We start from the raw sequence: 26,951 nt of genomic DNA, 5'->3' as shown, positions 1-26,951 counted from the left end.
TTTCGTACTAAAAAGTAGCTACTCCCCCCTGCTGGTTACAACCGTAGCCATAGCACTTCTTTTGCATTCTCAGGGAGATAACCCGCCTATAAGCCGCCTATATCCCGGCTATAAGCCGCCAATAACCCGCATCTATAAAGAGGCGGGTTATTGGCGGCTTATAACCGGCTCACCTACGATTCATCCATATGATTTCATTATTGCCATCCACCAAAATCACCGCGGCTGAAAAAATTGTATATTAGCTATTCACTTCCTTGCTATGAGAATCATACCATTTGCCATTACGACCGGAATAACCGCTTTACTTATTTTTGCTTTGTCCCACAAATGGGGTGCACTGCCCCCTGTTGGCCCATTACTCAGTCCTCAGGAAGGTTTTTGGCAAAACGCCACCCCCATCAGCAAAGATTATAATGAAACCATCCACCTCCCCGGCCTCACCGGCAAGTCCGAAGTCTGGCTGGATGACCGCATGGTCCCTCATATCTTCGCTGAAAACGACGCAGACGCCTACTATATAGAAGGTTTCCTCCACGCCCGTGATCGCCTCTGGCAAATGGAATTGCAGATCTTCGCCGCCTCTGGTCGTCTCTCTGAAATACTCGGCCCTAAAATGGTCGATTACGACAGAATGCAACGCCGCCGTGGCATGGTTTACAGTGCTGAGGTCGCACTGAAGGAAATGGTAAAGGATCCTTTTACCAAAACCGCTATCGAATCTTACGCTGCAGGTGTAAATGCCTACATTCAAACATTGAGCAAGGCAAGTCTGCCCATAGAATACAAGCTCCTTGACTACAAACCGGAGCCCTGGACCACACTGAACTCCGCTGTCCTCCTCAAACTGATGGCAAACGATCTGGCCGGTGAATCCGAAGACCTCGAATACACCAACGCCCGCCGTATTTTCAGCAAGGAAGATTTCAACTTATTATACCCTGATTTCAATGATAGCCTGGACCCGATCGTGCCTAAAAACACCCACTTCGATCCGGCTACCGTGAAAGCAGTAGCGCCACCAGACAGCATTATCAAACTGGCGGGTGCCTTACAGCATTTTAAAGAAGAAAAACCGGATCCGGACAATGGTAGCAACAACTGGGCGGTAGCTGGTTCTAAAACCCGCTCCGGTGCGCCGATCTTGTGTAATGATCCTCACCTTGGCCTGAGTCTGCCTTCCCTCTGGTACGAAGTGCAGCTGCACACACCGCAACAAAACACTTATGGTGCTTCGTTGCCCGGTGCGCCCGGCGTGATCATTGGCTTCAATAACGATATTGCCTGGGGGGTAACAAATGGGGAAGAAGACGTAAAAGATTTCTACAAACTGCAATTTCGCAATGGCCGCAAACAGTATTTATTTAATGGCACCTGGCGCGATGCAGACCTTCGTATAGAACAAATCAATATCAGGGGACAACAACCTTTCTACGATACCGTCGCCTACACCATATGGGGACCTGTCGCCTACGATAATACCTTCCCTGCACATCAAAAAGAAGAATTTCAGTTCCTCGCCATGCGCTGGAAAGCCCATGACCCATCGAACGAACTGCGTACTTTCCTGCTCCTCAACAAAGCAAAAAATTACGACGACTACCTCGCAGCTATCAAAGACTATCAATGTCCGGCACAGAACTTTGCCTTCGCTTCTAAAGATGGTGACATCGCTATCTGGCACAATGGAGAATATCCTTTGCGCTGGAAGGATCAGGGTAAATTCGTGATGCCTGGTGATGACAGCACCTTTGCCTGGCAAGGGTATATACCACGAAACGAATTACCACATCTGCATAATCCTGCCCGCGGTTTTGTTAGTTCTGCCAATCAAAATCCGACAGACGATACGTATCCATATAACTTTGTCGGTGGTTATGATTTGTTCCGTGGCAAGCGTATCAATGAAGTGTTGGCGGCAGATAGCCAGATCACTATCCAGGATATGATGGCTTTGCAAAATGACTACACCAATTTGCTGGCAAGGGCTGCCATTCCTGTATTTGGTGCACACCTTTCCCAATCATTACTCACAGCCGATCAGAAAAAATACTGGCAACTCCTCACATCCTGGAATCAGCAAAGCACTGCTGATAGCAAGGCTGCGACTGTGTTCCAGTTAGTATGGAATAATCTGCAAAGCGAAATATGGGATGATGATATGGCACAGTTCGGAGAAGATGTATACCAGATGCCATGGGAAAAAACAACGTTGAATCTGCTGATAAAAGATACTGCATTTCACTTTATTGACAACATCAACACACCAGAGAAAGAAACCTTCTCCGGCCTGATGTACGCTGCCCTGGCCAAAGCAGCGGATACCGCAAAAGCGTTGGAGGTGAAAAATAAATTAGAGTGGGGGCGTTACCGTGGTACAGATATCAGACACATCACCCGTAGTATAGTTCCGTTTGGCGCATATCACTTATATACGGGTGGTGGCAGACATATAGTGAATTGTATAAAGGAAAATCATGGTCCTTCATGGCGTATGATCGTGCAGATGGGAGACCCTGTAGAAGCTTACGGGATCTATCCTGGCGGGGAAAGTGGTAATCCTGGAAGTCAGTATTATGATAATGCGGTGCAGGATTGGGTGAATGGGAAATATTATTTGTTGCATTTGTTTAAGCCCGACCAGCGCGAGGATCCGGCTGTGAAGTATAGAATAATTTTAAATTAATTTAAAAAATAATTGCGTTTGGATTTGGAAGAAATAATTTAATTCCTATCTTTGCACTCCCAATCACGAAGAAAGGGAATGATTCCGTAGCTCAGTTGGTAGAGCAATACACTTTTAATGTATGGGTCTTGGGTTCGAGTCCCAACGGGATCACAGATACAGAAAGTCGCGATTAATCGCGACTTTCTGCATTTTATATTGATTATATCCGTTTCGACCCAATAACACTATCTCAGGTTTTATATCGATTTAATATACCTGTTTGTAAAGTATTACCCTATAAATATTGTCTTTGATTATTGTAAAGTTCCACACCCTATATTTCAAATTGGCTAGAGTAGTTGATCTATGCAACTCGCTGCCCTCTTTTAAGATAAAGCCAAATACAATTATGCTTCTTTTGATATACAGTCTGGGATTACTACAATTCCATCGCGCTTTTCTATTTCTAAAGACTTATTTCCTCGGCTAGCACAGTCATTCAAAGTATCTCGAATCCATCTATGAGATTCCGACTACACTTCATAATCAAAACAAAATAGTCGCGATTACCCGCGACTATTTTGTTTTGATCAGGCTGTCGTAAACAGGTGAAATGGAAAGAAGGCTGCAGGCAGTTGTTAGGAGGTTTAGTAAAGCAACACATCCTCCATATCCAGGTTCGATTACTTACCTGTCCAGGGTAGAACCATAAAAAAGATCAGCAGCAATACTGACTTTTTGTATAATTATTTCGATTTAACATAGGTATAGTCAATAGTGAGCGTTGTTCCCATAAATGTAGTCTGTTGAGAAGACAGGTAACCTGTAACTGTATCGTAAGTAAGGGCGAAAACGTACTGTGAATCGGATTGTGTAATACCTGTTATATTATTTTTGCCCATAGAAATATATGCTAATGCAGAATTGCTCAGGAGATATACAAGAATAGGATCAGCACGAAATACAGCCTGAAATGCGTTTGACTTATTATCGTATGCATAGTTGGAGGTGAAGTTTGTTATTTGCGGCTGAGTCGTTGCAGAAGCAGCATAATAGCTGTACGTTGTGAAAGTTTGAGGATTCCCGTTAATAATCGAAAATTCTGTATAGTACAGCGATTTACTGTCGCCATTTCTAACTGTATCCTTATTACCCATCATAATAACATCTCCCTGGCTATTGAATGTGAATACGGTGCTGTCCTGCACCATGCCTACATTATCCAACAGTAATATGATCATCTTTCCATCACGGTATACGAGTGAGTCACTCCCCCCTACGAGGCCCATATTATTAGTAAAAGTTACTTTCACACAATCTCCATTTGCGTTGTGTGAAAAATGGGCAGTATCTATTTCCCCCTCACTTGTTGACATGGAACTCGTTAGTGTTGCTACGCTGTTGTCATCATTATAGGTCAGCTCATAATTCGCGAAGGATCCGTCAGAAACAGTTAGTTTGAAGGTTGCAGGCAGATATGCCTGTTCTGTGGGCGCCGACCCATTATTATTATCCTTTTTACAACTAAAGATAAGGGCTAAGACAAACGCCACAGGGATAAATTTTGATAACTTCATAGGATTTAATTCATTTATTATTCCCCGCAAATTAGTCCATTGAACAATCCATTATAGCCTGTCGATACTTTGTCGACACTTTATCTTCCTGTTTAAGCGCCTCTTTTCCTCCCTTACACAAGCCCAGTCTATACTAAGCATTTTTTACGTCAACCACCACTTTTGTCTTTTCCCTGTTGTATGGCGTAAAGATTAACTGCTTTTCCTGTTATATCAGCACCACGAGAGTGATATTTTGTTCTTTGATATCTTCCTCAAATTGCACGTTCAATTGAAATTTTTTCCCGTAAACCCGTAAAAAACTTCGCCGATGATGCTTTATTATATGGATACATATCTTCCAGCTTTAAATATTATTACGACATAGTTGCCATATTTAACAGATATTGAATACGAGGCCTAAACAACAGATCAGGTCCGTATCAAATTAACCCAATTCCATACTGCCTTTGAGATGGCTATCCCCCAAATACAATAAAAAACATTCAAAAAACCCATACTTTTTGTATTTTAACCGCAAGGCCGTTAATATGTTTGGGACAGCTAGAACATCTGAATTTAATACCGTGGTAAAACACTATTACCCGGCTATCGTCTTTTTTGCAGAAAAAATAATCGACAACCATGCTGTAGCACAGGAAATCGCCCAGGATGTATTCGTCAAACTATGGGAAAAAGAACAAAACTTTGACAATGACACCAGCATCAGAAACTTCCTGTACTTATCTGCCAGAAACCGCTGCCTGAACTACATCCGGGACAATAGAAGAAAACAACAACGAGAAGAATCCATCCCGCTTGCACCCATTCCTGAAGATGACATCACCAACAACATCATCATCGCAGAAGTATGGAGAGAAATCGAACTCGCCATCAACACCCTGCCGGAACAATGTAAAAAAGTGATAAAAATGACCTTCCAGGAAGGTAAAAGCACAGATGAAATCGCCAACCAACTGAATATCACCGAAAGTACTGTTCGCAATCAAAAAGCCAGAGGCCTTTCTCTGCTCAAAAAATCACTGTCTGACAAAGCATTTACTTTCCTGCTGTTATTAATTTAAAATATTTTTTCAAACCCTTTAGACAAATACCACCCATTTGGTGTTATTATATTATGATGAGCCAACCACCATTAGAATTGCCATTTCGGATTGCTGCCTTAGTAAAAAATTACATAGCAGGCAATATCACGCCGGATGAACAGGCGGAGTTGGATGCATGGATCAACCTATCTGAAAAGAACAGGGAACTATGGGCCGAAATTTCACAAGGCGCAACTAATGAATGGACTTCCACACCACTCCATAATTATAATATGGAAAATGTGATCGGCTCAATTCATCATAAAATAAAGAAGAACAAACAGCGACGCACCTTCATTTACCTGTCTGCAGCAGCAGCTATTTTAATTATGATCGCTGCAGGTCTGCAATACCTGAAGGCGCCAAAAGAACCAGCCATGGAGTACGTTGTCATTGGCAACGAAGTTCCTCCCGGCACCACAAAAGCCCGCCTCGTAATGGCAAATGGCCATACAATCGGGTTAGACAAAGCGCGCGATTCCAGTTTTACGGAGGGCAATGGTGTACAGGTACAACAACAACAAGGTGTATTGTCATACCAGGCAAAAAACAACACCAAAGAAATGCCGACTTATAATACGCTGATCACACCCAAAGGGGGAGAGTATAAATTAGTGCTTGGGGATGGTACTGTAGTATGGTTAAATGCAGCTTCTTCCATCCGGTTCCCGAACCGGTTTTCAGGGAATCAACGTGAAGTACAACTGACCGGTGAAGCTTATTTCGAAGTGACACACGATCCGAAGCGACCATTCATTGTAGCTGTAAATGGTACGGAGGTTCAGGTATTGGGAACAGCCTTTGATGTAAGAGCCTATCAGCCTGCTATTACCTATACCACACTGGTAAATGGCGCTGTCAGAGTAGCACCCAACGGTAGTAAAGGACAGGTGCTGCAACCCGGTCAAATGGCCAGATCTGGTAACGGTGGGCTGAGCATCACCAATGCCGATATCGAGCAGGTAACCGCCTGGAAAAACAAACAGATTATATTAAGAGATGCAGATCTCAGGGACATTATGGAGGAACTGTCGCGCTGGTATAATGTAGATGTAGTATATGCAGGCGATTTCAATACAGCCACAGGTGTAACTATTGAAATCAGCAGAGAGGTGCCGTTAAAGAAGATATTAGAGATGATCATGCTGACAAAATCAGCCAAATTTAGAATAGATGGTGATGTAGTAACAGTTTTGCCGTTCAGATAAAACCAACATTTAATAATCAACCAAAAAAAAGCCGTAGACGTGTGGCCAGCGTTACGGTACTTAATCCTCCGACTATGAATCTAAAAATTACTTCACGGATGTGGAGACGGCTATGTATTGTCTTTACCCGGGGATATCTGGTGCTGCAATTGATGCTCTTCATGCCCGACGTCATTGCGCAGTCTTCTATTTCATTCAGTGTAAACAATGCCAGCTTACAATCGGTATTAACTACTATCAAGGCACAAAGTGGTTATGGAATCGTGTATACAAAGGAGCTAATGAAAAATACACGGCCTATTACGGCGTCTTTTTCCAATCAACCACTGTCTGCTGTACTGGCCCGCTGTTTCGACGGTCAGCCTGTTACCTACAAAATTGTAGACCGTAATATCATTATTACTGAAAGGCCGAAGGAAAACCTGTCTCAGCAAATGGCAGAAGATACCACGGTGGTAGTAACAGGGCAGGTGAGTGGTGCAGACGGATCTGTGCTGATCGGTGCTTCTGTAAAAGCACTGAATGGTTCTGCAGGTGTGACCACCAATAGGGATGGTCGTTTTGTGATCGCTGTTCCCAGAGGGAGTATACTTTCTATCTCCTATGTTGGCTTTAAACCTTACAAGGTAAAGGTCCAGACAAACATGGGGCGTTTATCTATCAACCTGGAACAATTAGAAACCACTTTAGGTGCTGTTAATATTTCCAACACCGCAAAGGTAAAAGATCCTACTTTGCAGATAGACCTGACCAACCGTAGCTATATGAACCTGGGACAGATCTTACAGGGTACTGTGCCGGGATTGAGTTTGCAAACGAGAAGTACGACCGTCAGATCAATCACCAGTATTGGGGTGTATAACCCAAGGCTGCTCTGGACATTTATGACGCCCGAACAGTTTGTGAAAGCCTATCCTACTTATGGTCAGTTAGTATTGGATGCATTTCTCTCCGGCAATTTTCCCACATGGATGAATAAAAACATCTACCAGGTTCGCTTTGCTACCCGGGTTTCTACTACACTGGTGCCTGAATTACGTGGATCCAACTCATTTGCCGGCAATACAGATGGAATGCTGATCGTAATTGATGGCTTTCCAAGAGAGGGTTTCCCCGCCGATTTTCCTATGAGCAATGTAGAATCGGTAGAAGTGGTCAAAGACCCAAAGGAACTCGTGAAATGGGGACCTAAAGCCATTAATGGGATCATCATGGTGAGAACCAGGCAAGGTAAAACCGGGGAGATCCATGTCAACTACTCTGTAAATTTATACTATACCCCTGCACCTAAATTTAACAGGGAAAAACTCTATCTGCCCTCAACCGGAGATGTGCTGGACTATGTAAGACAATCAGATACTTTATTTAACCAAAACACCTATAACCCCAACAACACCTTCCAGATCACACCTGCTGCCCGGTTGCTCAGCAAGCTGCATAATAATATGATTACGCAGGAAGGGTTTAATGCAAGCTGGGATTCGCTGGGACGACTGGACAACTCCGCTCAGCTGAACATGCTGCAGCAAAATTCATTTAACCAGAATCATTCCCTGTCTGTAATCGGAGGCACTAATAAATATAAATTCTCCTTAATCGGCGGGTACGCCACCAGTAGTGATAATGCGCTGAACGGGTCAAACAGGACCGTCAGCCTGAATGCCAATAACGGGTTTAACCTGCTGCATGACAACCTGAGTATCGGCTGGACTTTATATATAGCCAGTGTGACAAGTCGCGCAGGCTATAGTGTAAATCCCAGCAACTTAACGATACAGCCTTACCAGATGTTGCTCGATAATAATGGAAAATATGTATACGATTATTCATCGTTCAACCCTGATGCGAATGATATTATTATGAGCAAAGGCTACTATAACAACGGGGTGAACCTGCTGGAAGATGCACGGGTGAATAATTCGACGGATAAAAGTCTGCAGGCCCAATCCAGGTTAAACCTCAATTGGAAATTACTACCCGGATTACAATGGAGTGCTTCGGTGTTAAATACTTTACAGGATAATACCACCGATTTATTTTATGATAAATCATCCAGTTACGCCAGGCAGCTGGTCAATCAATACGGTCAGTATTATCAAAACGGGGTGAAATTTTATATACCCTATGGTGATATCCTGAACAGGAGTAAAAGCACTAACAAAGAATGGAACGTGCGATCCGGTTTAGCGTACAATAAAGCATTCGGCAGGAATGAGATTGAACTATCTGTAGGCGGTGGCGCAGCCAGCGTAGGTTACAGACGCCCTGGCAATTATGTATTGTATGGTTATAATTCAACTACCGGTACCGGTGCGCCTATATATCTGCCTACTCCTGATCCGAATGCTTCGATCGCAAACTATTATGCATTGTTTGCCGGCCAGGGTGCAACAGTCTATCCTTCCAGCCTGGTCGTGCCTGTCAACTTACTGAATACAAATTCAAGGAATATCAACTGGAACGGGGCAGCAAGATATACATACAATAAGCGATTCACCTTGTCCGGCCGTTATAACAGTGTGCTGAACCCAACCTATGGCCAGACTTCAAAATACTCCACGTTGACGAATTATAACGTAGAGGGTAGTGCTGAATTGTTCAAAGAACCTGTCAACAAATGGATCGATGATGTGGCGGTTGCTACAGGTATTACGACGATGCTGATGCCCGATCTGCCTGTCAATTTTGCTACCAGCAGATACCAGCAGGTATATTGGGATGACTATGGAATATGGGTAAATGGTTATTCTCCTACTCAACAGAGTGGCCAGTCTTCCCGGAATATTTATCAGCGTGTGAAAGTGGGTTTGGGCAGAGGAAGATATGAATTGTCTGTTGGATATAACACCCAAAAGATGACAGGGTTGAGCAGTACAGGTAGTACTGACTTAACAACGGCGGGTGACAGCAGCGCGGTGATCCATTATGTAAGTGCATCCCTGAAAGCTAACCTGCGCAAGGGGTTATTCAGCACCATGGTCACTTACAATAAATCTCCTGAAGGACAATCGCAGGTCAATGGCGTGCTGAAATATAACCTGGCAAAAGAAAAATACTTTCATTCTAACCTCATAAGTACTTTGGATATTGACGGTTTGATACAGAATATCAGCTCTTACCAGGGACTCGATTTAATGATGGGTACCAATGTGGCCGGCGGCGGTTCTTATACAATGGCGACCAACAGTACATTCACTACGTTGCCACCCCGCAACCTCAATTATGAAACAAGGGTCCGGATAGGTATTCTCCATGACCAGTATATGCTGGATGTAAGGTATTATAACCGCACCTCATCAGGTGTGAATAGTAGTATCTCCGTCGCTGCAGATGCATCCAGTGGCCTTAGTAGCCAGATAGCCTATAGCAATATCGTGAATAAAGGAATAGAGTTTTTCCTGAAGTCAGATTTTGTAAAGACAACGAAATTCTCCTACACCGTTACATTAAACGGCGCCTACAATGTCAATGTCGCAAAGTCTGTACCTACCCCGGGTTTTACCGCAACCGATGCTTATGCCACAGCTTACCGTGACGGTTATAATACAAGCAATCTCTGGGCCTTTAAATGGGCAGGTCTGGATAACAAGGGCAATCCTCAGATCTACGATAAAGAAGGCAAAAAAACGGCTGTATTGGACAGTACTACCCTCGCTACTTCATTGACCTATGCTGGTGTACTGAGAGCCCCATGGAACGGTGGATTTATACATGAAGTGGCCTGGGGATCCTTTTTTGGAAGAGCCGCACTAACCTTTAGCTGGGGCGCTGTGATGAAAAGATTTATTCCTACTCCGTCTACTGATGTGGCCAATAGCAGTTTGATACGGTACAGATGGAAAAAAGAAGGAGATGAATTACATACAGATGTTCCTGCGATGACAAAAGATGGCTCCAATAGTTTCCGTGGTTTTGTTACGAACAATTCAACGAATAGTGTAATGTCCGCCAACTTCATCCGCTTGCAGGAAGTAATGATTGGCTGGAGGTTCCCACAGCAACTGGTGAAAAGAATGAAACTGAACAGTGCGTTGGTTACCCTTCAGGGACAGAACCTGGCCATGTGGACACAAAATAAATACCATATGGATCCCTCCGTGGTCGGTTCTAACGGTGTGATGGGAATGCCTATTCCTAAACAGTATTCATGCAGTTTCATGATCGGTCTCTAATGTTGAATCTTTAAACACATGGCAATGAATAAGATGATTTGTTTTTTACTGATGGTAATTGTGTTCACTGGTTGTGAAAAATTCCTTGATGTGAATCCATCGACACAGTCTGTTAATCCTACTACCATAGCTGACTTCCAGGAGATGTTGAATTCAGACTCACTGGCTGTTGGCAATTATATGCTGTCTGATTTAATGAGTGATGATGTACGTTTGACAAATGTAGAATTGAGCGGGCAGGATAATTTTTATACCCGCACATACCTCTGGAGCAATGTGATATGGAATCCTGCAGATGAAGATTACATGTATAGCAGCTCTTATAGCCGTATTCTACAAATGAATATTATCATGAACAGGGTTGGTTCCGCACCACAGGATTCTGTCAATACAGTGGAGAACCGGAGTAATGTGATCTCACAGGCGCTCATTCAGCGAAGCTACTATTATTTACAACTGGCGAATATTTACGGGGCAGGATATAACAGTGCGACCGCAGCTACTGATCTGGCAGTGCCTTTAGTACTATCGCCAGATGCATCTGCCAAGCCATCCAGGGCAACTGTAAAAGAGGTGTACGACAAAGTGATCACTGATTTGCGACAGGCGGTGAATAACCCCTATCTGGCCGGCATGGGCCGTAATATTATCCATCCCGGAAAGGCCGCAGGATATGCGCTTTTGTCCCGTGCTTATCTCTATAAGGCTACTTATGATTCCGCATTATTGTATGCAGATTCTTCATTGGCACTGGCTAGTTCACTCATGGATATTTCATCCAGTTATTCAGGTGCCACACAGTTGATAGACCTGCGCACAAACCCTGAAATCCTCATGGCCAAGGTGGCATATGAGCAAAATTTCTATTCACTGTCTAGTTATTCTTTCCAGCTAAGTTCCTCCCTCTATTCCTTATTGTCTTACTATGATGGCAGATATAATACCCGGCTCAGCGGATATTATTACAGAACGTCTACTTACAATGGTGCGACCACCTTGTTTTCTGACTTCAGCGTAAGCGTTCCTGAAGTCATGCTGACAAAAGCGGAATGCCTGGCCCGTAAAGGAGATGCTGCCGGAGCTGTAACCCTTGTCAATACACTGGCTGCTAAAAGGATCAGGTCTTATGTACAAGTAACAACGAGTAATGCGGATACTGCGTTGAGTTATGTATTGAGAGAACGTCGCCGTGAATTGTTTGTACGTGGCGGATTACGTACGTTCGATCTGAAGCGGTTTAATGTGAATACCAATACGCAGGTTACGCTTACCAGAAAACAGGATGACAGTACGGTGATCGCCACCTTACCACCTTTGTCTGGCAGGTACGTGATGCCATTTACCCAAACAGTACTGGCGAACAATCCTAATATGGTGCAGAATGTCAGACAATAAATTTTATCATCAAATTCAGCATGTATTTATGAAAAGATATGGTGTCGCAATATTATTATTAATACTCGTGTCCTGCACGAAGAAAGACGATGCGTTGACTGAGCTGGCCAGGGAATTAGGATCCTACAAATATTCCTATATAGAAACAGGTAACGCTATAATTTTAAATGGAGTTACGTCAGGAGAAAAAACGCTGACTTACCGCGGATTTCCGGTATCCCTGACAGGCAATGCTTCGGGAGAGACTGTGGTGACGGCTACTATTGATACTTCGCTCGTTGCTTCTTATAATATATTGTACAATGAAACGAATCCTTCCATTAGTGCAACAGCTTTTCTACCATCATTTAACGGTAGCTACCGGATTGCTGCCGGTGAAAATACGGCTACAGATTCGCTGTACATCACATTAAATGACGCATCAAAACTGAAAGACAGTACCCTCTACCTGGTACCGGTCAGACTGACTGCCAATAATGGAGGACAAGTGGCTACGTCTATCGTGTTTTTCAAAATGATGGTCACCATTACGGCGGTGGATCTTTATATTAATGGAGGTGCCAGTTTTGGGTATAGTTATCCGTACGCACGAAATGGTAGCCAGTACTGGGGATTATACCTTTCGACAGATGATTCCGGTCAGCCAATTGGTCCGGCCTCCCTGAACATAAGTGTGGCGGCAGGGGTACGTTATCCTGTTGATGAATTGCATGCCTATGCAGTTACAGACGTCAGCGATTCACTCATCACTGCTTTTTCAGCAGCTGCATATACGACCTACGAACGGTTCCCCGAGGGTACTTATGCAATTACGAAATCCAGTGCGACTGTAGCCCCCAATACATTGTACAGCAAAGATAGTCTTACGGTTTCATTCAGTAATTATTCAGCATTTAAGCCAGGTACCTTTTACCTTATGGGGGTAAAGCTGGTGACAGATTCGAATGATCCTTTAAGCGCACCAGCCAGAAAAGGTGTGACATCTTATGCTTTGTTTAGTTTTTACGTTTTTCAATAATTATGAAAAGAATATTTATCGTACTAGGCCTGTTGTGGTGTAATGGCGTGAAAGGGCAGGAGTTGAAAGATACAGTGGCTTATGCTGCAACACTGGGTGCTTATCAGTACAGGTTTGCAGATACCGCAGGCGTGCAACATTCATTGCAGGAGTTCGAAGGGAAATATGTATACCTGGACATCTGGGCTTCCTGGTGTTATCCATGTCGTAAGGAATATCCCTTCCTAAAAGAGCTGGAACACGCTGTTGATCCACGGAAAATAGAAGTGGTCAGTATTTCAATAGACCAGCAGGAATACCGGTGGAAAGGAGGGATGAATGGATATGGGATCAATGGAGGGGTACAATGGTGGGCCAGTGATACAATGTTTGTACAGGCCTTCCGGATAGACCGGATTCCACGATTTATACTGCTGGATAAAAAGGGGAAAGTCATGCAGTTTTCAATGACACGCCCATCGAATGAACAAACCATTACGTTCTTAAAAAAACTTAAATAAAAGGTATGAGGTGTAAAGTAAGTATGCTGTTAGTATTGCTGGCGGGTTCCTTTGGCATGGCAAAGGCACAGCAGCATTTTGTAATCAAAGGAAAGCTGGGGCATGTAAAAGAGCCGGCGAAGGTATTTATTATGTATAGGAATAGATACATACAGACAGATTCTGCCGAAGTGAAGAACAATGAATTCACTTTGTCAGGGGCAGTGGACCTGAAACAACGTGTAAACATCTTTATGCGGCAGGGTGGTGAGAGGGTGAATTCAGGAAGAATCTCCGACCAGGTCGCTATTTATCTCGAAGATGGCGTGATAGAAGTTACATCTCCTGATTCATTGACGCATGCAAAGGTAGGTGGTTCACAGCTGAATAAGGACCAGCAGGAAATGGTAAACAGTGTTGGTAACCTGAAAGAATTACAGGCGGGTATTGTTGAGAAATTTAAGAACGAACCAGATTCTGTAAAGCGGATGCAATTGATGGATGATTATAAGCAACTGGATGTATTATTGCAAACCAACCTGGTTGGATTTATCCAGTCACATCCTAACTCACTGGTGGCGATGCATGCATTGAAGAATAATTTTAATCCCACTGATAATGTAGAACTGGCATCCAGCCTGTTTAATGCAATGTCAGACTCCGTAAAGGCTTCCTCATCCGGGGAGATATATAAAGAGGCTATCGAAAATGTATTTAAACTGGGTATTGGTAAAACCGCGCCTGATTTTGCTGCAAAAGATCTGTTGGGAACTGAAAAACATTTATCAGACTTCAGAGGGAAATATGTATTGCTCGATTTCTGGGCCAGCTGGTGCGGACCTTGTCGCAGGGAAAGTCCAAACCTTGTGAGCAGCTATGAAAAGTTCAGGAATAAGAAATTTGAAATCATCAGTTTCTCAGTAGATAAGGAAGCCGATGACTGGAAGAAAGCGGTAGAAAAAGACCAGTATACCTGGACAAACCTGGTTGATTTTATAGACCCTAACACATCAGTTGCTAAACTGTATGGTGTAACGGCGTTACCTACAAATTTTCTATTAGATCCTACAGGGAAAATCATTGCACTGAATCTCAGAGGAGAGGATTTAGAAAAACAATTGGCTGCAATTTTAAATTAATCATTCATGTTTAGAAAGTTAGTATTATTAGGACTGTTGTTGAGAGCAGGTTCATTGTTTGCACAGGATACAATGCGATTCCGCGATGACGAAAAGTTCAGGAATTTAGTATATAATAATGCGAGAGCCGAAATGGAGCAGGGAGGTATGAAAGGGTTCAGGGAACTATGGGCACAAGCTGTCAATGTCGTTCCGTCACAAAAGGTGACCGTGAAATATGAACGGGCCAAAGCGCGCAAACCAATGACTGCTGTAGAAGTAGCGAAACAATTAAATGACCAGGTATTTGTGATCTGGAAGTTTTTCAGAAAAACAGATAAAAATATAGAAGGGATTTCTATTTCAGCGACCGCATTTCCGGTTAATGAAGAGGGAACCATGGTAACCAATCATCATGTATTTGAAGTGTTATTTAAAAAGACTCCCGGGTTTTATGAAATGGATAGCACCCTGTTTTTGTCTGATGTAAATGGCAATGTATTTAGCATAGACAAAGTGTTGAGTTATGATGAAAATGCAGATCTGGCCCTGTTTACGATCAAAAATAACCATGGGATTAAAATACATCCCATCACATTGGGAAATGAAGCGCCTGTAGGAGCCCCGGTTTATTTGCTGTCTAATCCTGAAGGATTCCCGTATTACTTTTCAGCAGGACATGTGGCCCGGAATGCAAAGTATGAAGAGTTTGGTGCCAATACGGAAAGAATGGATATCACTGCTGATTATGCCATTGGTTCCAGTGGAGGTCCAATCGTCAATGAATTTGGCGGATTGGTTGGGGTTGTATCAAGTACGCATTCTATTTTTAGCAGCCAGCGGCAGGATTTGCAGATGGTAGTGAAGCAGACTATTCCCGTAAGATCTATTTATTCAATCATGACAAAATAATTCAAATGAACAGAGTTTTAAAATATATGCTGGTTTCTTGTGCAATGGTGCCGGGAGTGCTGAAAGCACAGGATCCACAACAGTTTAAGCTGGAAGGTACTATCAAAAAACTTGCAGCAGAGAAGAATAATAAGGCAGTGTTAATGCATATGTTGCCGGGTAAGATGGTATTTGATACGGTGGATGTAGTGAATGGAACGTTTACAATAACAGGAACGAGTCCCATGAAGCAGAAAGCATTTCTGTATGTAACACATGGAGGTATTATGCCGCAAAGTATAGGGATGGGTGATAATGTACCGGTATACCTGGAAAACGGCACCGTGAAGGTGACAGCTGTTGATTCGTTAAAGCATGCCAGAATAGGTGGTACAGCGCTGAATGATGATCAACAGGCATTAGTAGATCTGCTGGCACCGATTCAAAAGAAGGTAGCGTTATTGGAGCAACAGTATGCAGCAGCTAATGGTACAGAAGATTCGCTGGAAGCCGGTGTGGTAAGAATGCGTTATGAAGCGGTGACTGCGCAAAGGGATAGCGCAGTATTGGGTTTTGTGACCCGACATCCAAAGTCCCTGGTGTCATTGCTTTCATTGCGGTCATATTTTGATCCTGCTACAAAGATGGATAAAGCGGTAGCAGGTTTTGATATACTGGATCCTTCACTGAAATCGTCTGCGCAGGGGCAGTTATTTGCAAGAATGATTAAGAAAGCGACGGTATTGGATATAGGTGGAGAGGCGCCTGAATTTACAGCGCAGAATACCTCAGGAGAAAATGTTTCCCTGAAAAGCTTTAGGGGAAAGTATGTGTTGGTCGATTTCTGGGCCAGCTGGTGTGTGCCTTGCCGTCATGAAAATCCTAATGTAGTAAAGGCTTATAATAGATTCAGGGAGAAGAATTTTACGATAGTAGGGTTCTCGCTGGATGAAGGGAATGATGGCAGAGAGAAATGGCTGAAGGCAATAGAGAAAGATGGTTTGCCATGGATGCAGTTGTCAGACCTGGCTGGTTGGACGAGTCCTGTTGCTATGATGTATAACCTGAAGGCGATACCTGCAAATTTCCTGCTGGATCCTTCCGGGAAGATAGTGGCGAAGAACCTGCGGGGAGAGGAACTGGAACAAAAGCTGGAAGAACTATTTGGGAAAAGCTAACCAATAAAGATGCGATATTTTCTTTTATTAATCCTGGTTGGAATACCTGCAGGTCTTAAAGCACAGCTTTCTAATATCTATCAGCTGTCGAAGGGCAGGATGATGGATTCTGTCTATAAAAGTACGTTGCATGATAGTTTCAGCATCAGTAAGCTGGATGATATCAGGTCTTATATAGCGGCTGAATTTGCATATGAACGAAATACTGCGAAGGTCGATGAGTATGTAGGTCAGTTGCAATACGGGCCAGAAAAGTGTAACCAGTATTTCAGAATAGCAAGGTCTTTTGAAAATGCCAGTGACCTGTCGAATACGGAGCGGTTTGCGAAATTGGCGGTGGATACGGCGGTGAAGTACCTGGATAAACAGGGAAACGGTGTCACGCCAGCTTCCATTCTCGCGTCGTCATTAGTGTTATTGACGGGTGTATTGGAGAAGCAGGAGAAGTATGAAGAGGCGATTCAGTGGTTAACTGACAAAATGGGGTATAGTTCAGAGAAGAACAGACCTGGTTTGATGCGATTGAAAGGGGATATGCTGGTACGCGCCGCAAGATATAAGGAAGCATTGGATACGTATACAGCGATGTTGAAAGCGAGGGCAGGAGGGCCGGCTGTGGAGCAGAAAATGAAGCAGGCGTATATTGCATTGCATGGTTCAGATACATTGGGGTTTGATACCTATTTATCGGGCGTTAAGGCCCGGATAACCCATGAGTTCAGTGATAGCATCAGGCGATCGACCGTAAAGCTGAAAGCTCCTGTGTTTGAACTAAAAGATCTGGAAGGAAAGGTGGTCCGACTGGAAGATTATGTAGGCAAGGTAGTGGTGCTCGACTTCTGGGCTACCTGGTGTGTGCCGTGTAAAGCCTCGTTTCCGGCCATGCAGAAGGCGGTTAATAAATATGGTGCAGATACATCCGTTGTTTTCCTTTTTATAGATACGTGGGAGTATAGCAATGATGTAGCGCCTGCAATTAACGACTTTTTGGGAAAGAAACAGTATACATTCAGGGTATTGCGTGATGAAAAAGATGCCGTGGTGAAGCAGTATGGGGTGGATGGTATACCCGCTAAATTTATTATTGATAAAGAGGGATATATACGATTTAGTATGAAGGGGTCTAATGGGACAGAAGAGGAGGCGGTAAATGAATTGGAGGAAATGATTACTTTAAGTAGAGGTGGAAGTATCAAAAATAAATAAACCTCCTCAGAATTGCTTAAAAGACTACTTATCTCCTTAGGTTCCCTAATAGGGGATGTATCATAAGTAACAGGAAGGCCATGAGAATGGCATATACGAAAATTCTCTCCATCTGGTACCCGAATAAAAAGTGGGCGTCTCAGAAATTCGAGACGCCCACTTCTGAAACTGATTATATATTCATTGAATGATTTAAAATAAGATCGGCATAAATCCTCCCAGCGTGCACCCCGGAATAGGAATCAACTGATCACCCGCCTGATCTACATGGGGCAATTCAGTGATGCTTTGGTACCATCTTTTTTTGAATGGCACTTCAACAGAAGTCGGATCCACCAATACATGAAATCCTTCTCTCGTTTCTACGAACTGTACTTTGGCCGATTGATCTACCCGCTCATAAATATTTCGTTTTAACTCCTCTCCGAATTTTTCATCTTTATAGTCAAAATCAAAATCCACAAAACAGCTCCTGCCTTTGGATTTCTGAATTTCATTCATCACTTCCTGATGAGGATTTGCCAACATGTTTTTATGTTGAATCGTCTTTGCCAGTGTAACAAGAGAACTGAAAATGGCATCGTGCATACTCCTTGGATTCGGGGTAATGTAGATGGCAAGGGCTTCCTGTGGAATGGGTTCACCTTTTTGTGTGTAAGCACCAATGGGGCATTCCAGTTGCCAGATCTTGTTAAAGTGATCTTCTTTCCGGCTGGTGAACCTTTTCAATTATTGCTTATCTGACTTGATCGTATCAGAATATTTGCTTCTGGCAAGTAATGAGACATAATATACTTCGCTTTCTTCGAGTACTGGCAGCCAGTCGATAAATGCGCGCAATACAGCTTCGTCCCTGATGATTTCGTAATTCATTTCTGAGGCATAGGTTTGGGGGGAAAATACAATGTTTATTTCAATGTCGTTTAGTTAAGACTAAAGCTGTTTATATCCCATCGCTGGTGGTTTTTTAGCTTTGTGATTGCGAGGGAACTTTCTCCCAATCCTAATGCTTTCACATGTTTTATGAAGGATATGATCAATTGCCATTATAGGTTTGGAGACCATTGTCTTAATCCATAGGCCTTCCCAAACTTCTTTACATATGGCAATTGCATTCGTTCTATTAATTTGTTTAGGATACTTATTAGGGGAGGATTTAAATTCCGCTATTTCGTCAGCATATACATCCAGTGAGTACGAAGAGTTGATCAGCAAGGATGCTGATGAGAACCTTGCTACTAAACCAAAGGCGTATCTTACCTATGTACTTTTTGACGACCTGTTCAACATGGCAGATGATAATAGTGGTGTGAAACAGGTACAGGGAAATCCTGATGAATTACAAACATTGACGGTAGAGAAGTTTGTTATTAAAAAAACAGGATTTGTTTATATTTATACGAGTAATGAGAGTGGGGAGAATGTCTACTTCGACAATCTTGTTATATCTCACAATAGTGGACCACTGTTAGAAGAAACTCACTATTACCCATATGGGCTGAAGATGGCGGATATTAGTTCATCTGCGCTCAAAGGTGTGAATTATCCGGAGAATAGGAAGAAATACAATGGTAATGAGTTGCAGTCGAAAGAATTTGGAGATGGATCAGGCTTAGAATTGTATGATTTTAATGCACGGACATACAATCAGCAAATAGGCAGATTTTTACAAATCGATCCCTTACCTGATGATGGAGAACAAGAAAGCTGGACTCCATACCATTATGCGATCAATGACCCGATTAGAATAATGACCCTGACGGGAAAATATGGGGTAATATTTTAGGTGCTATAGTGGGCACAGAGGTTGATTATGGTGAGCAGGTTGCTACAAATTATTATCAAGGAAAAGAGCATCCCTGGACTAATAATATCAATTTAGTGTCAATAGGTACAGCAGCTGTGACAGGGGCTGTTACGAGTGGGGGGAGTGTAGTATCAAGGGTTGCGGCAAAAGTGGCGCTAAAGGTAGGTACAGCAGCAATTAATAATGCAGTAGAAGTAAAGACATCTGAAAATGGATTACAGGTTAAAGTAGAAACAAACGCAGTTAATCTTGTTAAGAATACAGTGATGGATTTAGCTGTTGATGCTGTTGCAGCCGGTGCGGCTAAAAATGCAGGGAAGATTTTATCTACAGTTGGTGTTAATAAATGAGCACTTGCCAAAACTGCTAAAAGTGCGGTTAGGGCTGCAGGAGGAAGGGTTACGAGAAGTACTAATCAAGCCATTAAGAAAGGAGCAGAGGCGATAGTGGAAGGTACTGAGAAGACCCTTGAAAGTGCATCTAAGGTTATAACTGGTGGTGCAAAAGATAAGGTAAAAGAAAAAACAGAAATAAAAACGCTATGAATAAACTAAAAAAAATAGGAACAATTATTTTCTTTTTAATTTTGTTTGGTTTTTTTATCTGTAAGGTTGGTAGAAGGATACTAACTGGATATTTATTAAAGCACGATGCGCAGCGGACCAGGGCCGTAATTATTGATGAGAAAAATCCCACTGGTAATAGCCCAGTGAGTCATGATGGCTCTTATTCGTATGTTTTTTATATCAATGGAGAAGCCTATACGAATGATTCACAAGATTCCAAATTTCAGATAGGTGACTCTGTTGATGTTGAGTACGTAAAATCCTGGCCTTTTCTGAATAGACGAATTCGTACATCTAAATAATTTTTATTGAAGCACAAATATCCGCAGGTGTTGTCTGCGGATATTTGTGCTTTTAGGTGTTTAATAGTAGGAGAAAATATGTGCAGGTAGGCAAACAGTCTATTCTGCCAGCTATTTCAGAAAGTGCTACGCATTTATACCTGTTTATTCAAAGAATGGATAGATTATCAAACCAGAAGTTATGAAATTATCCGATTTAAGATTTGAACTTTCAGTTTATGGTCAAGTTAAAGGTGATAAAGATGGCGAAACTGGCTATTATGATCGCAAATAGTCCTCAAAATCTAAGCGAAAGGGAAATTAATTTTCATTCTCAGTATCAGAATATTGAGATTAGCCATATGATTTATGATACAATAAAAATTCGCCAAAATGAGTTGGAATTAGTCTCAGAAGATAAATATGAAATTGAGATAAAAATTATCAGCCCTGAAAAACTCAGAATACTTACTGACAGTAAAAAGCCGATACTCGTTCTTGTATTAAAGAATAGGCAATATGTTGCTAAGGCTAATCATATCGCCAGCTCATCTGTCCCTAATAGTTGCGATTGGTTTTATCCGGTGAATGCCGCCGGTAGGATATTTCTTTCTGATAACAATATTAGATTTATGAAAATAGATGCGCTCAATATTCCATATTAAAAAGGAAATATTGAAGCCTGTTTTTGATTAGACGGCTTGAGTTCGATCTTGTATTGGACTCAAGCCGTTTGCCTTTTATTCGGTTTCAAAAAAATACCATAGTCAATACACAAACAACATTATTAACCTATCTATAATGCTAAATCTCCGACGTTCGTACCGTAGGGCAATTGGACTTTTAATTGGTTTACTTAATTTATACCTCTATACCGGGTGTAAACATAAAAAAAGTAGTATGCGGGTATGATAAAAAAATCTTTCCGCCAGCTACTACGAAAGCGACAAAGACAATTATAGACATTGGCATCGCACAAGTTGGAATGGTAATCTGATTCAGGACCTGAATAAAGGGATAAGTGCCATTACCTACAATTATTTGAACTTGCCGAGCAGATCACTTTTACAAACAAAGGAATAATCACATATCAATACAACGCTACCGGAGTCAAAATGAAGAAACTGTGATTGATATCTCCGTTACACCTGCTGCTACTACAGTTTCTGATTATGATGGAATGTTCCTCTACAAAAAAGATACATTACAATATATATCGCAATCGGTAATCCTAAACTATCAACTGCCAGGTGTCTCTTTCGCCCATTGATATGTTTGCCTCCATCAATACCGGTTTCTATACTTACAAATGCACTTTTCTTTACGCTTTGACTATCAATAGCACCTACTGATGGAGCGTAATTGTGTCCCTGATAAATTCTTTCCTTCCTTACCAATTTTAACATCACCTGTTCCAGCACTCCTGATTTCTTCCATTTGTCAAAATAGTAGTAAACTATCTGCCAGTATAGATATTCACTGCTTAGATTACTCCACTGACTGCCGGTTCTGCAAATCTATAATATAGCATTGAAAATAGTCCGAAGGCAATATTTACGCTTTCTTTTGTCCGTTAATATATTTTTAATACTTTCCCAGTGCGAATCGGTCAATAATGTGAACTTGCTTCTCATAGTTTGTTTTGTGGTAAATCCAAACTAATTGATCGATTCGTACTTTCCTAATTTTGGACCCACTGAAATTTAAACATACTCTTAGAAAAAACAAAGAAATGAAACTTCAAACAGTAGTTGATCTAGCATTACTTACGGCTAGAAAGATATTCATGTTTCGACTACTAACATGGATTCTGTTTAGTTATATCTCATAATAGTGGACCATTGTTAGAAGAAACTCACTATTACCCATTTGGGCTGACGATGGCGGGGATTAGCAGCAAAGCCTTAAAAGGGCAATTGTACCCGGAAAATAAAAGAAGTATAATGGAATTGAATTTGACGATGATTTTGACCTCGACCAATTTGAAGCTTTTTATCTTACATTAGATCCGCAGACAGGTAGATGGGGACAAATAGATCCTAAGGTAGACGATATGGAAGCATGGAGCCCCTATGCTTCGAACTATGATAATCCTGTTAGATTTAGCGATTTTCTAGGTGATGAACCTGTTGGTCCGGGTGTAATAGGCCAGATTGGCCCCGTTCCTATTCCGGTTGTTGAAGGTGTAATAGAATCTATAGGCGCAGGTTTAACTTCGCTGGGTGTAGTTGGAACATTAGCGGTTTTTGGGGACAAAATTAAAGATGCAATAGATCATTCTAAGGTTCAAGATATTGATTTACATAAAACTCAGCACCAAGTAGAAAGAGACTATAGAAGAAGTCAATAAATATATTTACCATGATAAATGAAAAGGAAATTAACTCAATGATTAACCAAGATGCCAATACTCGTCTTGAATACACAATTAAGCGAATTGTAGATTTGGGTGTTGTTTGGTTCATTGAAAGAGATAAAAAGCTTGTTTTATTAAATGACGAATTTAGTAATATAATAGTGCCAATCTGGCCATTTAAGGAATTTGCAGATCTTTTCGCTGAGGTTGAGTATGCTGATTGTAAAGTTAATTCAGTAAGTATGGACGATTTTTTAAAATTTGATATTCCAATTTTTCAAAGAGAGAATTTTAAAATTTCTCTGTTCCCTCTTAACACAGGTAAGGGAAGTGTAATAGAAATTGATTTGTTTTTAAATCTGGTAAATGAAGAAATGGATAAATATTGATTTATAATTACTACCGATAGTAATTTGCATTTATTTGACAAGGTTGACAGTTTAGGAAATAGAGCGGCAGAGCTATCAAATTGGGATGCTTTAGCTTTTAACACATCATACATCAGCGAAGTAGTAGCTATGCAGCGTTCGGCATCTGCATGCCTACCCATATTATGTACCCCAAATTCTTCCCTGGTTGTTTTGTGATTCGGCATTACACAAGTACTGCCGTCTGCCGCTAATAAACGATGCCCTTTCCACCTAAGATAGGGCGCATCCTCATAGAAAGTTCTGCCGGCCTCTGTGTTCAGATCTTTAAATGCTTCAGGGATTAATTTTGCTCGGGATTGACTCAAGGCTCCCTTTGTTATTTGCTGTATACTATAGTCCTGATCAAGAATATTTCCAAAAAAATCGTTAAGCTCACGCTGAATTGATCGCATCATACCACGGCTTATAAGTACTATTAGTTCTTTGAATGTAAGTTTACGATTCCGGGTAAATCCTTTTTCACCGTCTTTGTTACGGGTCTTGTATTGATCATTATCAATCAGTTTTACTATATGTTTAACTACTTTTGTCCTATAATCCTTGTTCGTTTTTTCAGTAAAACAAATTTACTGATCTTGTAGCCATTTTTAACTACTTTTCGATGAAATTTGCTTAACTAAACGACATTAATAATAAATCTATAAAAAAGAAAATACCCTTCATAGCAGCATAAATATAACACTTATGACGATTCAGGAGATGATTGCCTTTAAAACCAATCTAAAAAACACAGGGCTGGCATTAATCAATAAGCGTATCGAATTGGCAAAACAAATGATTGCCAATGCGCAGGAAGCTGCCAATAATGAAGAAAAAAGCTCCGCAGGTGATAAATATGAAACCGGCCGTGCCATGGGGCACCTTGAAAAAGACATGCACAGTCGCCAGCAGGAAGAAAATAAGCTGGAACTGGACAGACTACAAAAAGTAAACACTGAAAAAATCTACACCACCGCACAACCGGGCTCCTTTATTAATTGTAAAGGTCAATCCTTTTTCATCGCCGCAGGCTTAGGTAAACAAACCATCAATGAAGAGACCGTATTTTTCCTATCTCCTTTATCACCTTTGGCAAAACTGCTACACGGTAAAAAAGAAGGAGATACTTTCTTTTTCAACAAAGAAGAAAGAATCATTCTAACATTATATTAATCCGACTTCAAACTTTTAACAGGATTCATCAGCGCCGCTTTGCAGGCATGATAGCCAGTGGTGAGCAGGGAAATCAATATCATCAATAACCCTGTTGCTACAAACACCCACCAGTCGATCATTGTTCTGTAAGCATATCGCTGCAACCACTGGTGCATGGCATACCATGCTATAGGAGCCGCTATTAACAGCGCAATGCCTACCAGTACCAGAAAATCCTTCGTCAGCAAACTAATAATCCTCACGACCGAAGCGCCCAGTACCTTGCGAATACCAATTTCCTTAATCCGCTCTTCCGCCATATAACTTGCCAGCCCAAACAAACCAAGACAGGATATCAGCACCGTCAGCACAGCAAATAAGGTAGTTAAACGCGCCACAATAGACATATCCACGAATTTCAATTCATAATCCTTGTTCACAAAATGGTATTCAAACGGATAATCCGGATTATATTTATTAAAGAGTTTTTCTGCTGCCTGCACTTGTTTTACTACATCTCCACCCGCTGCCAGCTTCATATGAATAATATTGAAAAACATATTCTTTGCACCCACAATAATCATCGGATGTGTATGCTCATAAGGAGAGCCAAATATATAATCACCAAATACACCTACTACATGATAATCTGTTTCGAATTCATGCACTACTTCGCCAATAGGATGGGTAAAGCCCATGGCCTTCATCGCCGATTCATTGATGATCACAGCCGTTGAATCAGCCGGATACCTTGCCAGGTCCAGGTCCCGCCCCTGTAGCAGTTGTAGACCTGCTGTGGTGATCAATCCTTCATCCTGTGCGCCGCGTTCAAAATCGGTATTGTCATTAGGATCTTTTCCCCTCCATTTTACGGAGGTCGATGAGCTGAACGGCTCTGTCAGTTGTGACGCCGTACGGGTCACGGAGGTCGCAATACCCGTAGATAACAGCTCATTCTTAAGGGCGCCAAAATTATTATTGAGTGTTGGATTATTCCAGTGATACATCAACAGGTCTCCAGAAAAACCCGCATTCCTGTTACGTGCGTGTTCTAATTGACGGACCACAATCACTGTAGATATAATGAGCGTAATGGCAATACAGAATTGCAATACCACCAGTACCTTACGGTGATTGATCGTGCCATGACCTTTTTTGAAAGTACGTCTGAAGATGCCGGCAGGATGAAAAGAAGAAAGGAAAAATGCCGGATAACTGCCCGCCAGTAAGCCGGTCAGTAGAATAAAACCTACCAGTGTAGCCCAGAATATCCAATTGCCATACGGTAATACAAGTTCCTGATTGATGAGTAAATTGAAGACCGGCAACAAGAGGAATACTGCTATGAGCGCCAATATACCAGCAATGGTCACCACCATAAGTGATTCCAGCAGGAACTGCAGGATGAGAGATTTTTTCTGTGCACCGACTGCTTTACGAATACCTACTTCCTTCGCCCGCTTTTCACTTCGTGCCGTACTCAGGTTCATAAAATTGATACATGCAATCAACAATATAAAACTGGCAATGATGCCAAACAATCTGACTATCTCAATACGGCCACCTGATATCACCCCATTTTCAAAGTTGGAATACAAATGCCATTTACTCATGGGATGGAGGAAAACTTCCGTATCCTCTTTGTCTCCAGTATGTTTTTTCGTAACATCCCTGATCTGTTGATTGATAGCAGCCGCTGTGGTATTGGGTGTAAGTTGAACGAATACATTCACTGAGTTGTTTTTCCAGGAAGCATCTTCATTGCCTGATAAGTAAGCATAATACTTCCATGGGAGCAGGTATTCAAAATTGAATGTACTGTTTAAAGGAAGATCTTTTAAAACACCCGTCACTTTGAACTGATCCTTATCGATTGTTATTATCTGGTCCATCGGATCTGCTGTACCAAACATTTTCTTCGCCATCTTCTCTGTGATCACAATCGATAAAACATCATTCAACACTGTCTCCCGATTCCCCTTTACCAGCGGAAAACTGAACATCGATAAAAAGGACGGATCCACCACAAGTGCCTTTGTAGAAAGTTTCTTTTCGCCTACAGCCGTTACAAACCAGCGGATATCTGTACGGCAGGTGTTTTTTATACCGGCATATTCATCCTTCAGTGCTGCAGCCAATGGATCAGGTACCACATTCCAGCATTGCAGTTTATTATCAAAAGTGCCTCTGTTCCACGCCTGGTATAGATAATCTTTATTCTTATGAAACTTGTCATAGCTGACTTCATTATAGATCCATAAACATATCAGCATACAGCATCCAATACCCAATACTAACCCTGTAATATTGATCAGGGAAAAGGATTTGCTCCGTAGCAGGTTCCTGTATGCTATAATGAAGTAACTTTTAAACATAATAAA

At 41.9% G+C, this 26,951-nt stretch carries 23 protein-coding genes and 1 tRNA gene; 19 read left to right on the top strand and 5 right to left on the bottom strand.

What is annotated here, in order from left to right; all coding sequences use genetic code 11:
- The first annotated feature begins 262 nt into the window (after positions 1-262).
- Together BW716_RS09875 and BW716_RS09870 are read left to right on the top strand one after the other, a co-directional pair.
- Positions 263-2,686 (top strand): penicillin acylase family protein, encoded by a 2,424-nt coding sequence (locus tag BW716_RS09875; RefSeq protein ID WP_083722370.1) that lies wholly within the window; start codon positions 263-265, stop codon positions 2,684-2,686.
- An 80-nt stretch (positions 2,687-2,766) separates the two neighbouring features.
- Positions 2,767-2,839, top strand: a tRNA-Lys gene (locus BW716_RS09870).
- Positions 2,840-3,414: 575 nt separating this feature from the next.
- Here BW716_RS09870 and BW716_RS09865 read toward each other — a convergent pair.
- On the bottom strand, positions 3,415-4,245 hold the full coding sequence (locus BW716_RS09865) for a hypothetical protein (RefSeq protein WP_083722369.1): 831 nt from the start codon (positions 4,243-4,245) through the stop codon (positions 3,415-3,417).
- A gap of 530 nt (positions 4,246-4,775) precedes the next feature.
- Between BW716_RS09865 and BW716_RS09860 the strand changes: the two genes are divergently transcribed.
- From BW716_RS09860 to BW716_RS09815, 10 genes are all read left to right on the top strand, one after another.
- Positions 4,776-5,309 carry an RNA polymerase sigma-70 factor gene (locus BW716_RS09860; protein WP_083722368.1) on the top strand — a complete coding sequence of 178 codons (534 nt, stop codon included), beginning with the start codon at positions 4,776-4,778 and terminating at the stop codon, positions 5,307-5,309.
- A 53-nt stretch (positions 5,310-5,362) separates the two neighbouring features.
- A complete protein-coding gene (locus tag BW716_RS09855; RefSeq protein WP_083722367.1) occupies positions 5,363-6,538 on the top strand; it encodes a FecR family protein in 1,176 nt (391 codons plus the stop codon).
- Between the two features lie 74 nt (positions 6,539-6,612).
- Entirely contained in the window at positions 6,613-10,710 is a 4,098-nt protein-coding gene (locus BW716_RS09850; protein ID WP_083722366.1) for a SusC/RagA family TonB-linked outer membrane protein, read from the top strand.
- Positions 10,711-10,734: 24 nt separating this feature from the next.
- Complete coding sequence (locus BW716_RS09845) at positions 10,735-12,105, top strand: RagB/SusD family nutrient uptake outer membrane protein (protein WP_179091070.1); 1,371 nt, start codon at positions 10,735-10,737, stop codon at positions 12,103-12,105.
- A 28-nt stretch (positions 12,106-12,133) separates the two neighbouring features.
- Positions 12,134-13,123 carry a DUF1735 domain-containing protein gene (locus tag BW716_RS09840; protein ID WP_179091069.1) on the top strand — a complete coding sequence of 330 codons (990 nt, stop codon included), beginning with the start codon at positions 12,134-12,136 and terminating at the stop codon, positions 13,121-13,123.
- Between the two features lie 2 nt (positions 13,124-13,125).
- Entirely contained in the window at positions 13,126-13,623 is a 498-nt protein-coding gene (locus tag BW716_RS09835) for a TlpA disulfide reductase family protein (RefSeq protein WP_083722363.1), read from the top strand.
- Positions 13,624-13,628: 5 nt separating this feature from the next.
- On the top strand, positions 13,629-14,741 hold the full coding sequence (locus tag BW716_RS09830) for a TlpA disulfide reductase family protein (protein WP_083722362.1): 1,113 nt from the start codon (positions 13,629-13,631) through the stop codon (positions 14,739-14,741).
- Between the two features lie 6 nt (positions 14,742-14,747).
- A complete protein-coding gene (locus BW716_RS09825) occupies positions 14,748-15,632 on the top strand; it encodes a serine protease (protein ID WP_083722361.1) in 885 nt (294 codons plus the stop codon).
- A gap of 5 nt (positions 15,633-15,637) precedes the next feature.
- Positions 15,638-16,789: a TlpA disulfide reductase family protein gene (locus tag BW716_RS09820; RefSeq protein ID WP_083722360.1), complete on the top strand. Its 1,152-nt coding sequence runs from the start codon at positions 15,638-15,640 to the stop codon at positions 16,787-16,789.
- A gap of 9 nt (positions 16,790-16,798) precedes the next feature.
- Positions 16,799-17,995: a TlpA disulfide reductase family protein gene (locus BW716_RS09815; RefSeq protein WP_083722359.1), complete on the top strand. Its 1,197-nt coding sequence runs from the start codon at positions 16,799-16,801 to the stop codon at positions 17,993-17,995.
- A gap of 192 nt (positions 17,996-18,187) precedes the next feature.
- On the opposite strand, the gene BW716_RS09810 is transcribed toward BW716_RS09815, so the two are convergent.
- Positions 18,188-18,724 carry a hypothetical protein gene (locus BW716_RS09810; RefSeq protein WP_083722358.1) on the bottom strand — a complete coding sequence of 179 codons (537 nt, stop codon included), beginning with the start codon at positions 18,722-18,724 and terminating at the stop codon, positions 18,188-18,190.
- Entirely contained in the window at positions 18,725-18,868 is a 144-nt protein-coding gene (locus tag BW716_RS36705) for a hypothetical protein (protein WP_179091068.1), read from the bottom strand.
- A 229-nt stretch (positions 18,869-19,097) separates the two neighbouring features.
- Here BW716_RS36705 and BW716_RS09805 point away from each other — a divergent pair, with 229 nt between their 5' ends.
- The 4 genes from BW716_RS09805 to BW716_RS09790 all read left to right on the top strand — a co-directional run bounded on the left by BW716_RS09805 (position 19,098) and on the right by BW716_RS09790 (position 21,314).
- Positions 19,098-19,781, top strand: a complete 684-nt coding sequence (locus BW716_RS09805; RefSeq protein ID WP_083722357.1) for an RHS repeat domain-containing protein — start codon at positions 19,098-19,100, stop codon at positions 19,779-19,781.
- Between the two features lie 8 nt (positions 19,782-19,789).
- On the top strand, positions 19,790-20,152 hold the full coding sequence (locus tag BW716_RS09800) for a hypothetical protein (RefSeq protein WP_083722356.1): 363 nt from the start codon (positions 19,790-19,792) through the stop codon (positions 20,150-20,152).
- Positions 20,153-20,343: 191 nt separating this feature from the next.
- The gene (locus BW716_RS09795; RefSeq protein WP_143708810.1) at positions 20,344-20,670 is read left to right on the top strand and encodes a DUF3592 domain-containing protein; all 327 of its coding nucleotides are present in this window, start codon (positions 20,344-20,346) and stop codon (positions 20,668-20,670) included.
- Between the two features lie 242 nt (positions 20,671-20,912).
- On the top strand, positions 20,913-21,314 hold the full coding sequence (locus BW716_RS09790) for a hypothetical protein (RefSeq protein WP_143708809.1): 402 nt from the start codon (positions 20,913-20,915) through the stop codon (positions 21,312-21,314).
- Positions 21,315-21,806: 492 nt separating this feature from the next.
- On the opposite strand, the gene BW716_RS38960 is transcribed toward BW716_RS09790, so the two are convergent.
- Positions 21,807-22,166 carry a transposase gene (locus BW716_RS38960; protein WP_083722353.1) on the bottom strand — a complete coding sequence of 120 codons (360 nt, stop codon included), beginning with the start codon at positions 22,164-22,166 and terminating at the stop codon, positions 21,807-21,809.
- 536 nt (positions 22,167-22,702) lie between these two features.
- On the opposite strand from BW716_RS38960, the gene BW716_RS09780 reads away from it, so the two are divergent.
- From BW716_RS09780 to BW716_RS09770, 3 genes are all read left to right on the top strand, one after another.
- Positions 22,703-22,999 carry a hypothetical protein gene (locus BW716_RS09780; RefSeq protein ID WP_083722352.1) on the top strand — a complete coding sequence of 99 codons (297 nt, stop codon included), beginning with the start codon at positions 22,703-22,705 and terminating at the stop codon, positions 22,997-22,999.
- A gap of 11 nt (positions 23,000-23,010) precedes the next feature.
- On the top strand, positions 23,011-23,394 hold the full coding sequence (locus tag BW716_RS09775; RefSeq protein ID WP_083722351.1) for a DUF2750 domain-containing protein: 384 nt from the start codon (positions 23,011-23,013) through the stop codon (positions 23,392-23,394).
- Positions 23,395-24,120: 726 nt separating this feature from the next.
- Positions 24,121-24,588: a hypothetical protein gene (locus BW716_RS09770; RefSeq protein WP_083722350.1), complete on the top strand. Its 468-nt coding sequence runs from the start codon at positions 24,121-24,123 to the stop codon at positions 24,586-24,588.
- Here the strand turns inward: BW716_RS09770 and BW716_RS09765 are convergent.
- Complete coding sequence (locus BW716_RS09765) at positions 24,585-26,945, bottom strand: ABC transporter permease (protein WP_083722349.1); 2,361 nt, start codon at positions 26,943-26,945, stop codon at positions 24,585-24,587. The genes BW716_RS09770 and BW716_RS09765 overlap by 4 nt on opposite strands.
- Positions 26,946-26,951 lie beyond the last annotated feature (6 nt).

This window comes from [Flexibacter] sp. ATCC 35208, assembly GCF_001975825.1.
Taxonomy (GTDB): domain Bacteria; phylum Bacteroidota; class Bacteroidia; order Chitinophagales; family Chitinophagaceae; genus Chitinophaga.
Note: the sequence above shows the minus strand (reverse complement) of the source record. Positions and strands in the feature narration are given on the sequence as shown.

What these genes read in the sequence shown, in the direction of transcription:
- BW716_RS09825 (WP_083722361.1), top strand. Translation starts at nt 14,748, where the DNA reads ATGTTTAGAAAGTTAGTATTATTAGGACTGTTGTTGAGAGCAGGTTCA.
- BW716_RS09855 (WP_083722367.1), top strand. Translation starts at nt 5,363, where the DNA reads ATGATGAGCCAACCACCATTAGAATTGCCATTTCGGATTGCTGCCTTA.
- BW716_RS09875 (WP_083722370.1), top strand. Translation starts at nt 263, where the DNA reads ATGAGAATCATACCATTTGCCATTACGACCGGAATAACCGCTTTACTT.
- BW716_RS09860 (WP_083722368.1), top strand. Translation starts at nt 4,776, where the DNA reads ATGTTTGGGACAGCTAGAACATCTGAATTTAATACCGTGGTAAAACAC.
- BW716_RS09830 (WP_083722362.1), top strand. Translation starts at nt 13,629, where the DNA reads ATGAGGTGTAAAGTAAGTATGCTGTTAGTATTGCTGGCGGGTTCCTTT.
- BW716_RS09790 (WP_143708809.1), top strand. Translation starts at nt 20,913, where the DNA reads ATGGCGAAACTGGCTATTATGATCGCAAATAGTCCTCAAAATCTAAGC.
- BW716_RS09835 (WP_083722363.1), top strand. Translation starts at nt 13,126, where the DNA reads ATGAAAAGAATATTTATCGTACTAGGCCTGTTGTGGTGTAATGGCGTG.
- BW716_RS09815 (WP_083722359.1), top strand. Translation starts at nt 16,799, where the DNA reads ATGCGATATTTTCTTTTATTAATCCTGGTTGGAATACCTGCAGGTCTT.
- BW716_RS09765 (WP_083722349.1), bottom strand. Translation starts at nt 26,945, where the DNA reads ATGTTTAAAAGTTACTTCATTATAGCATACAGGAACCTGCTACGGAGC.
- BW716_RS09820 (WP_083722360.1), top strand. Translation starts at nt 15,638, where the DNA reads ATGAACAGAGTTTTAAAATATATGCTGGTTTCTTGTGCAATGGTGCCG.
- BW716_RS09795 (WP_143708810.1), top strand. Translation starts at nt 20,344, where the DNA reads ATGAATAAACTAAAAAAAATAGGAACAATTATTTTCTTTTTAATTTTG.
- BW716_RS09865 (WP_083722369.1), bottom strand. Translation starts at nt 4,245, where the DNA reads ATGAAGTTATCAAAATTTATCCCTGTGGCGTTTGTCTTAGCCCTTATC.
- BW716_RS09845 (WP_179091070.1), top strand. Translation starts at nt 10,735, where the DNA reads ATGAATAAGATGATTTGTTTTTTACTGATGGTAATTGTGTTCACTGGT.
- BW716_RS09775 (WP_083722351.1), top strand. Translation starts at nt 23,011, where the DNA reads ATGATAAATGAAAAGGAAATTAACTCAATGATTAACCAAGATGCCAAT.
- BW716_RS09840 (WP_179091069.1), top strand. Translation starts at nt 12,134, where the DNA reads ATGAAAAGATATGGTGTCGCAATATTATTATTAATACTCGTGTCCTGC.
- BW716_RS09780 (WP_083722352.1), top strand. Translation starts at nt 22,703, where the DNA reads ATGGAAGCATGGAGCCCCTATGCTTCGAACTATGATAATCCTGTTAGA.
- BW716_RS36705 (WP_179091068.1), bottom strand. Translation starts at nt 18,868, where the DNA reads ATGAATTACGAAATCATCAGGGACGAAGCTGTATTGCGCGCATTTATC.
- BW716_RS09850 (WP_083722366.1), top strand. Translation starts at nt 6,613, where the DNA reads ATGAATCTAAAAATTACTTCACGGATGTGGAGACGGCTATGTATTGTC.
- BW716_RS09770 (WP_083722350.1), top strand. Translation starts at nt 24,121, where the DNA reads ATGACGATTCAGGAGATGATTGCCTTTAAAACCAATCTAAAAAACACA.
- BW716_RS09805 (WP_083722357.1), top strand. Translation starts at nt 19,098, where the DNA reads ATGGCAATTGCATTCGTTCTATTAATTTGTTTAGGATACTTATTAGGG.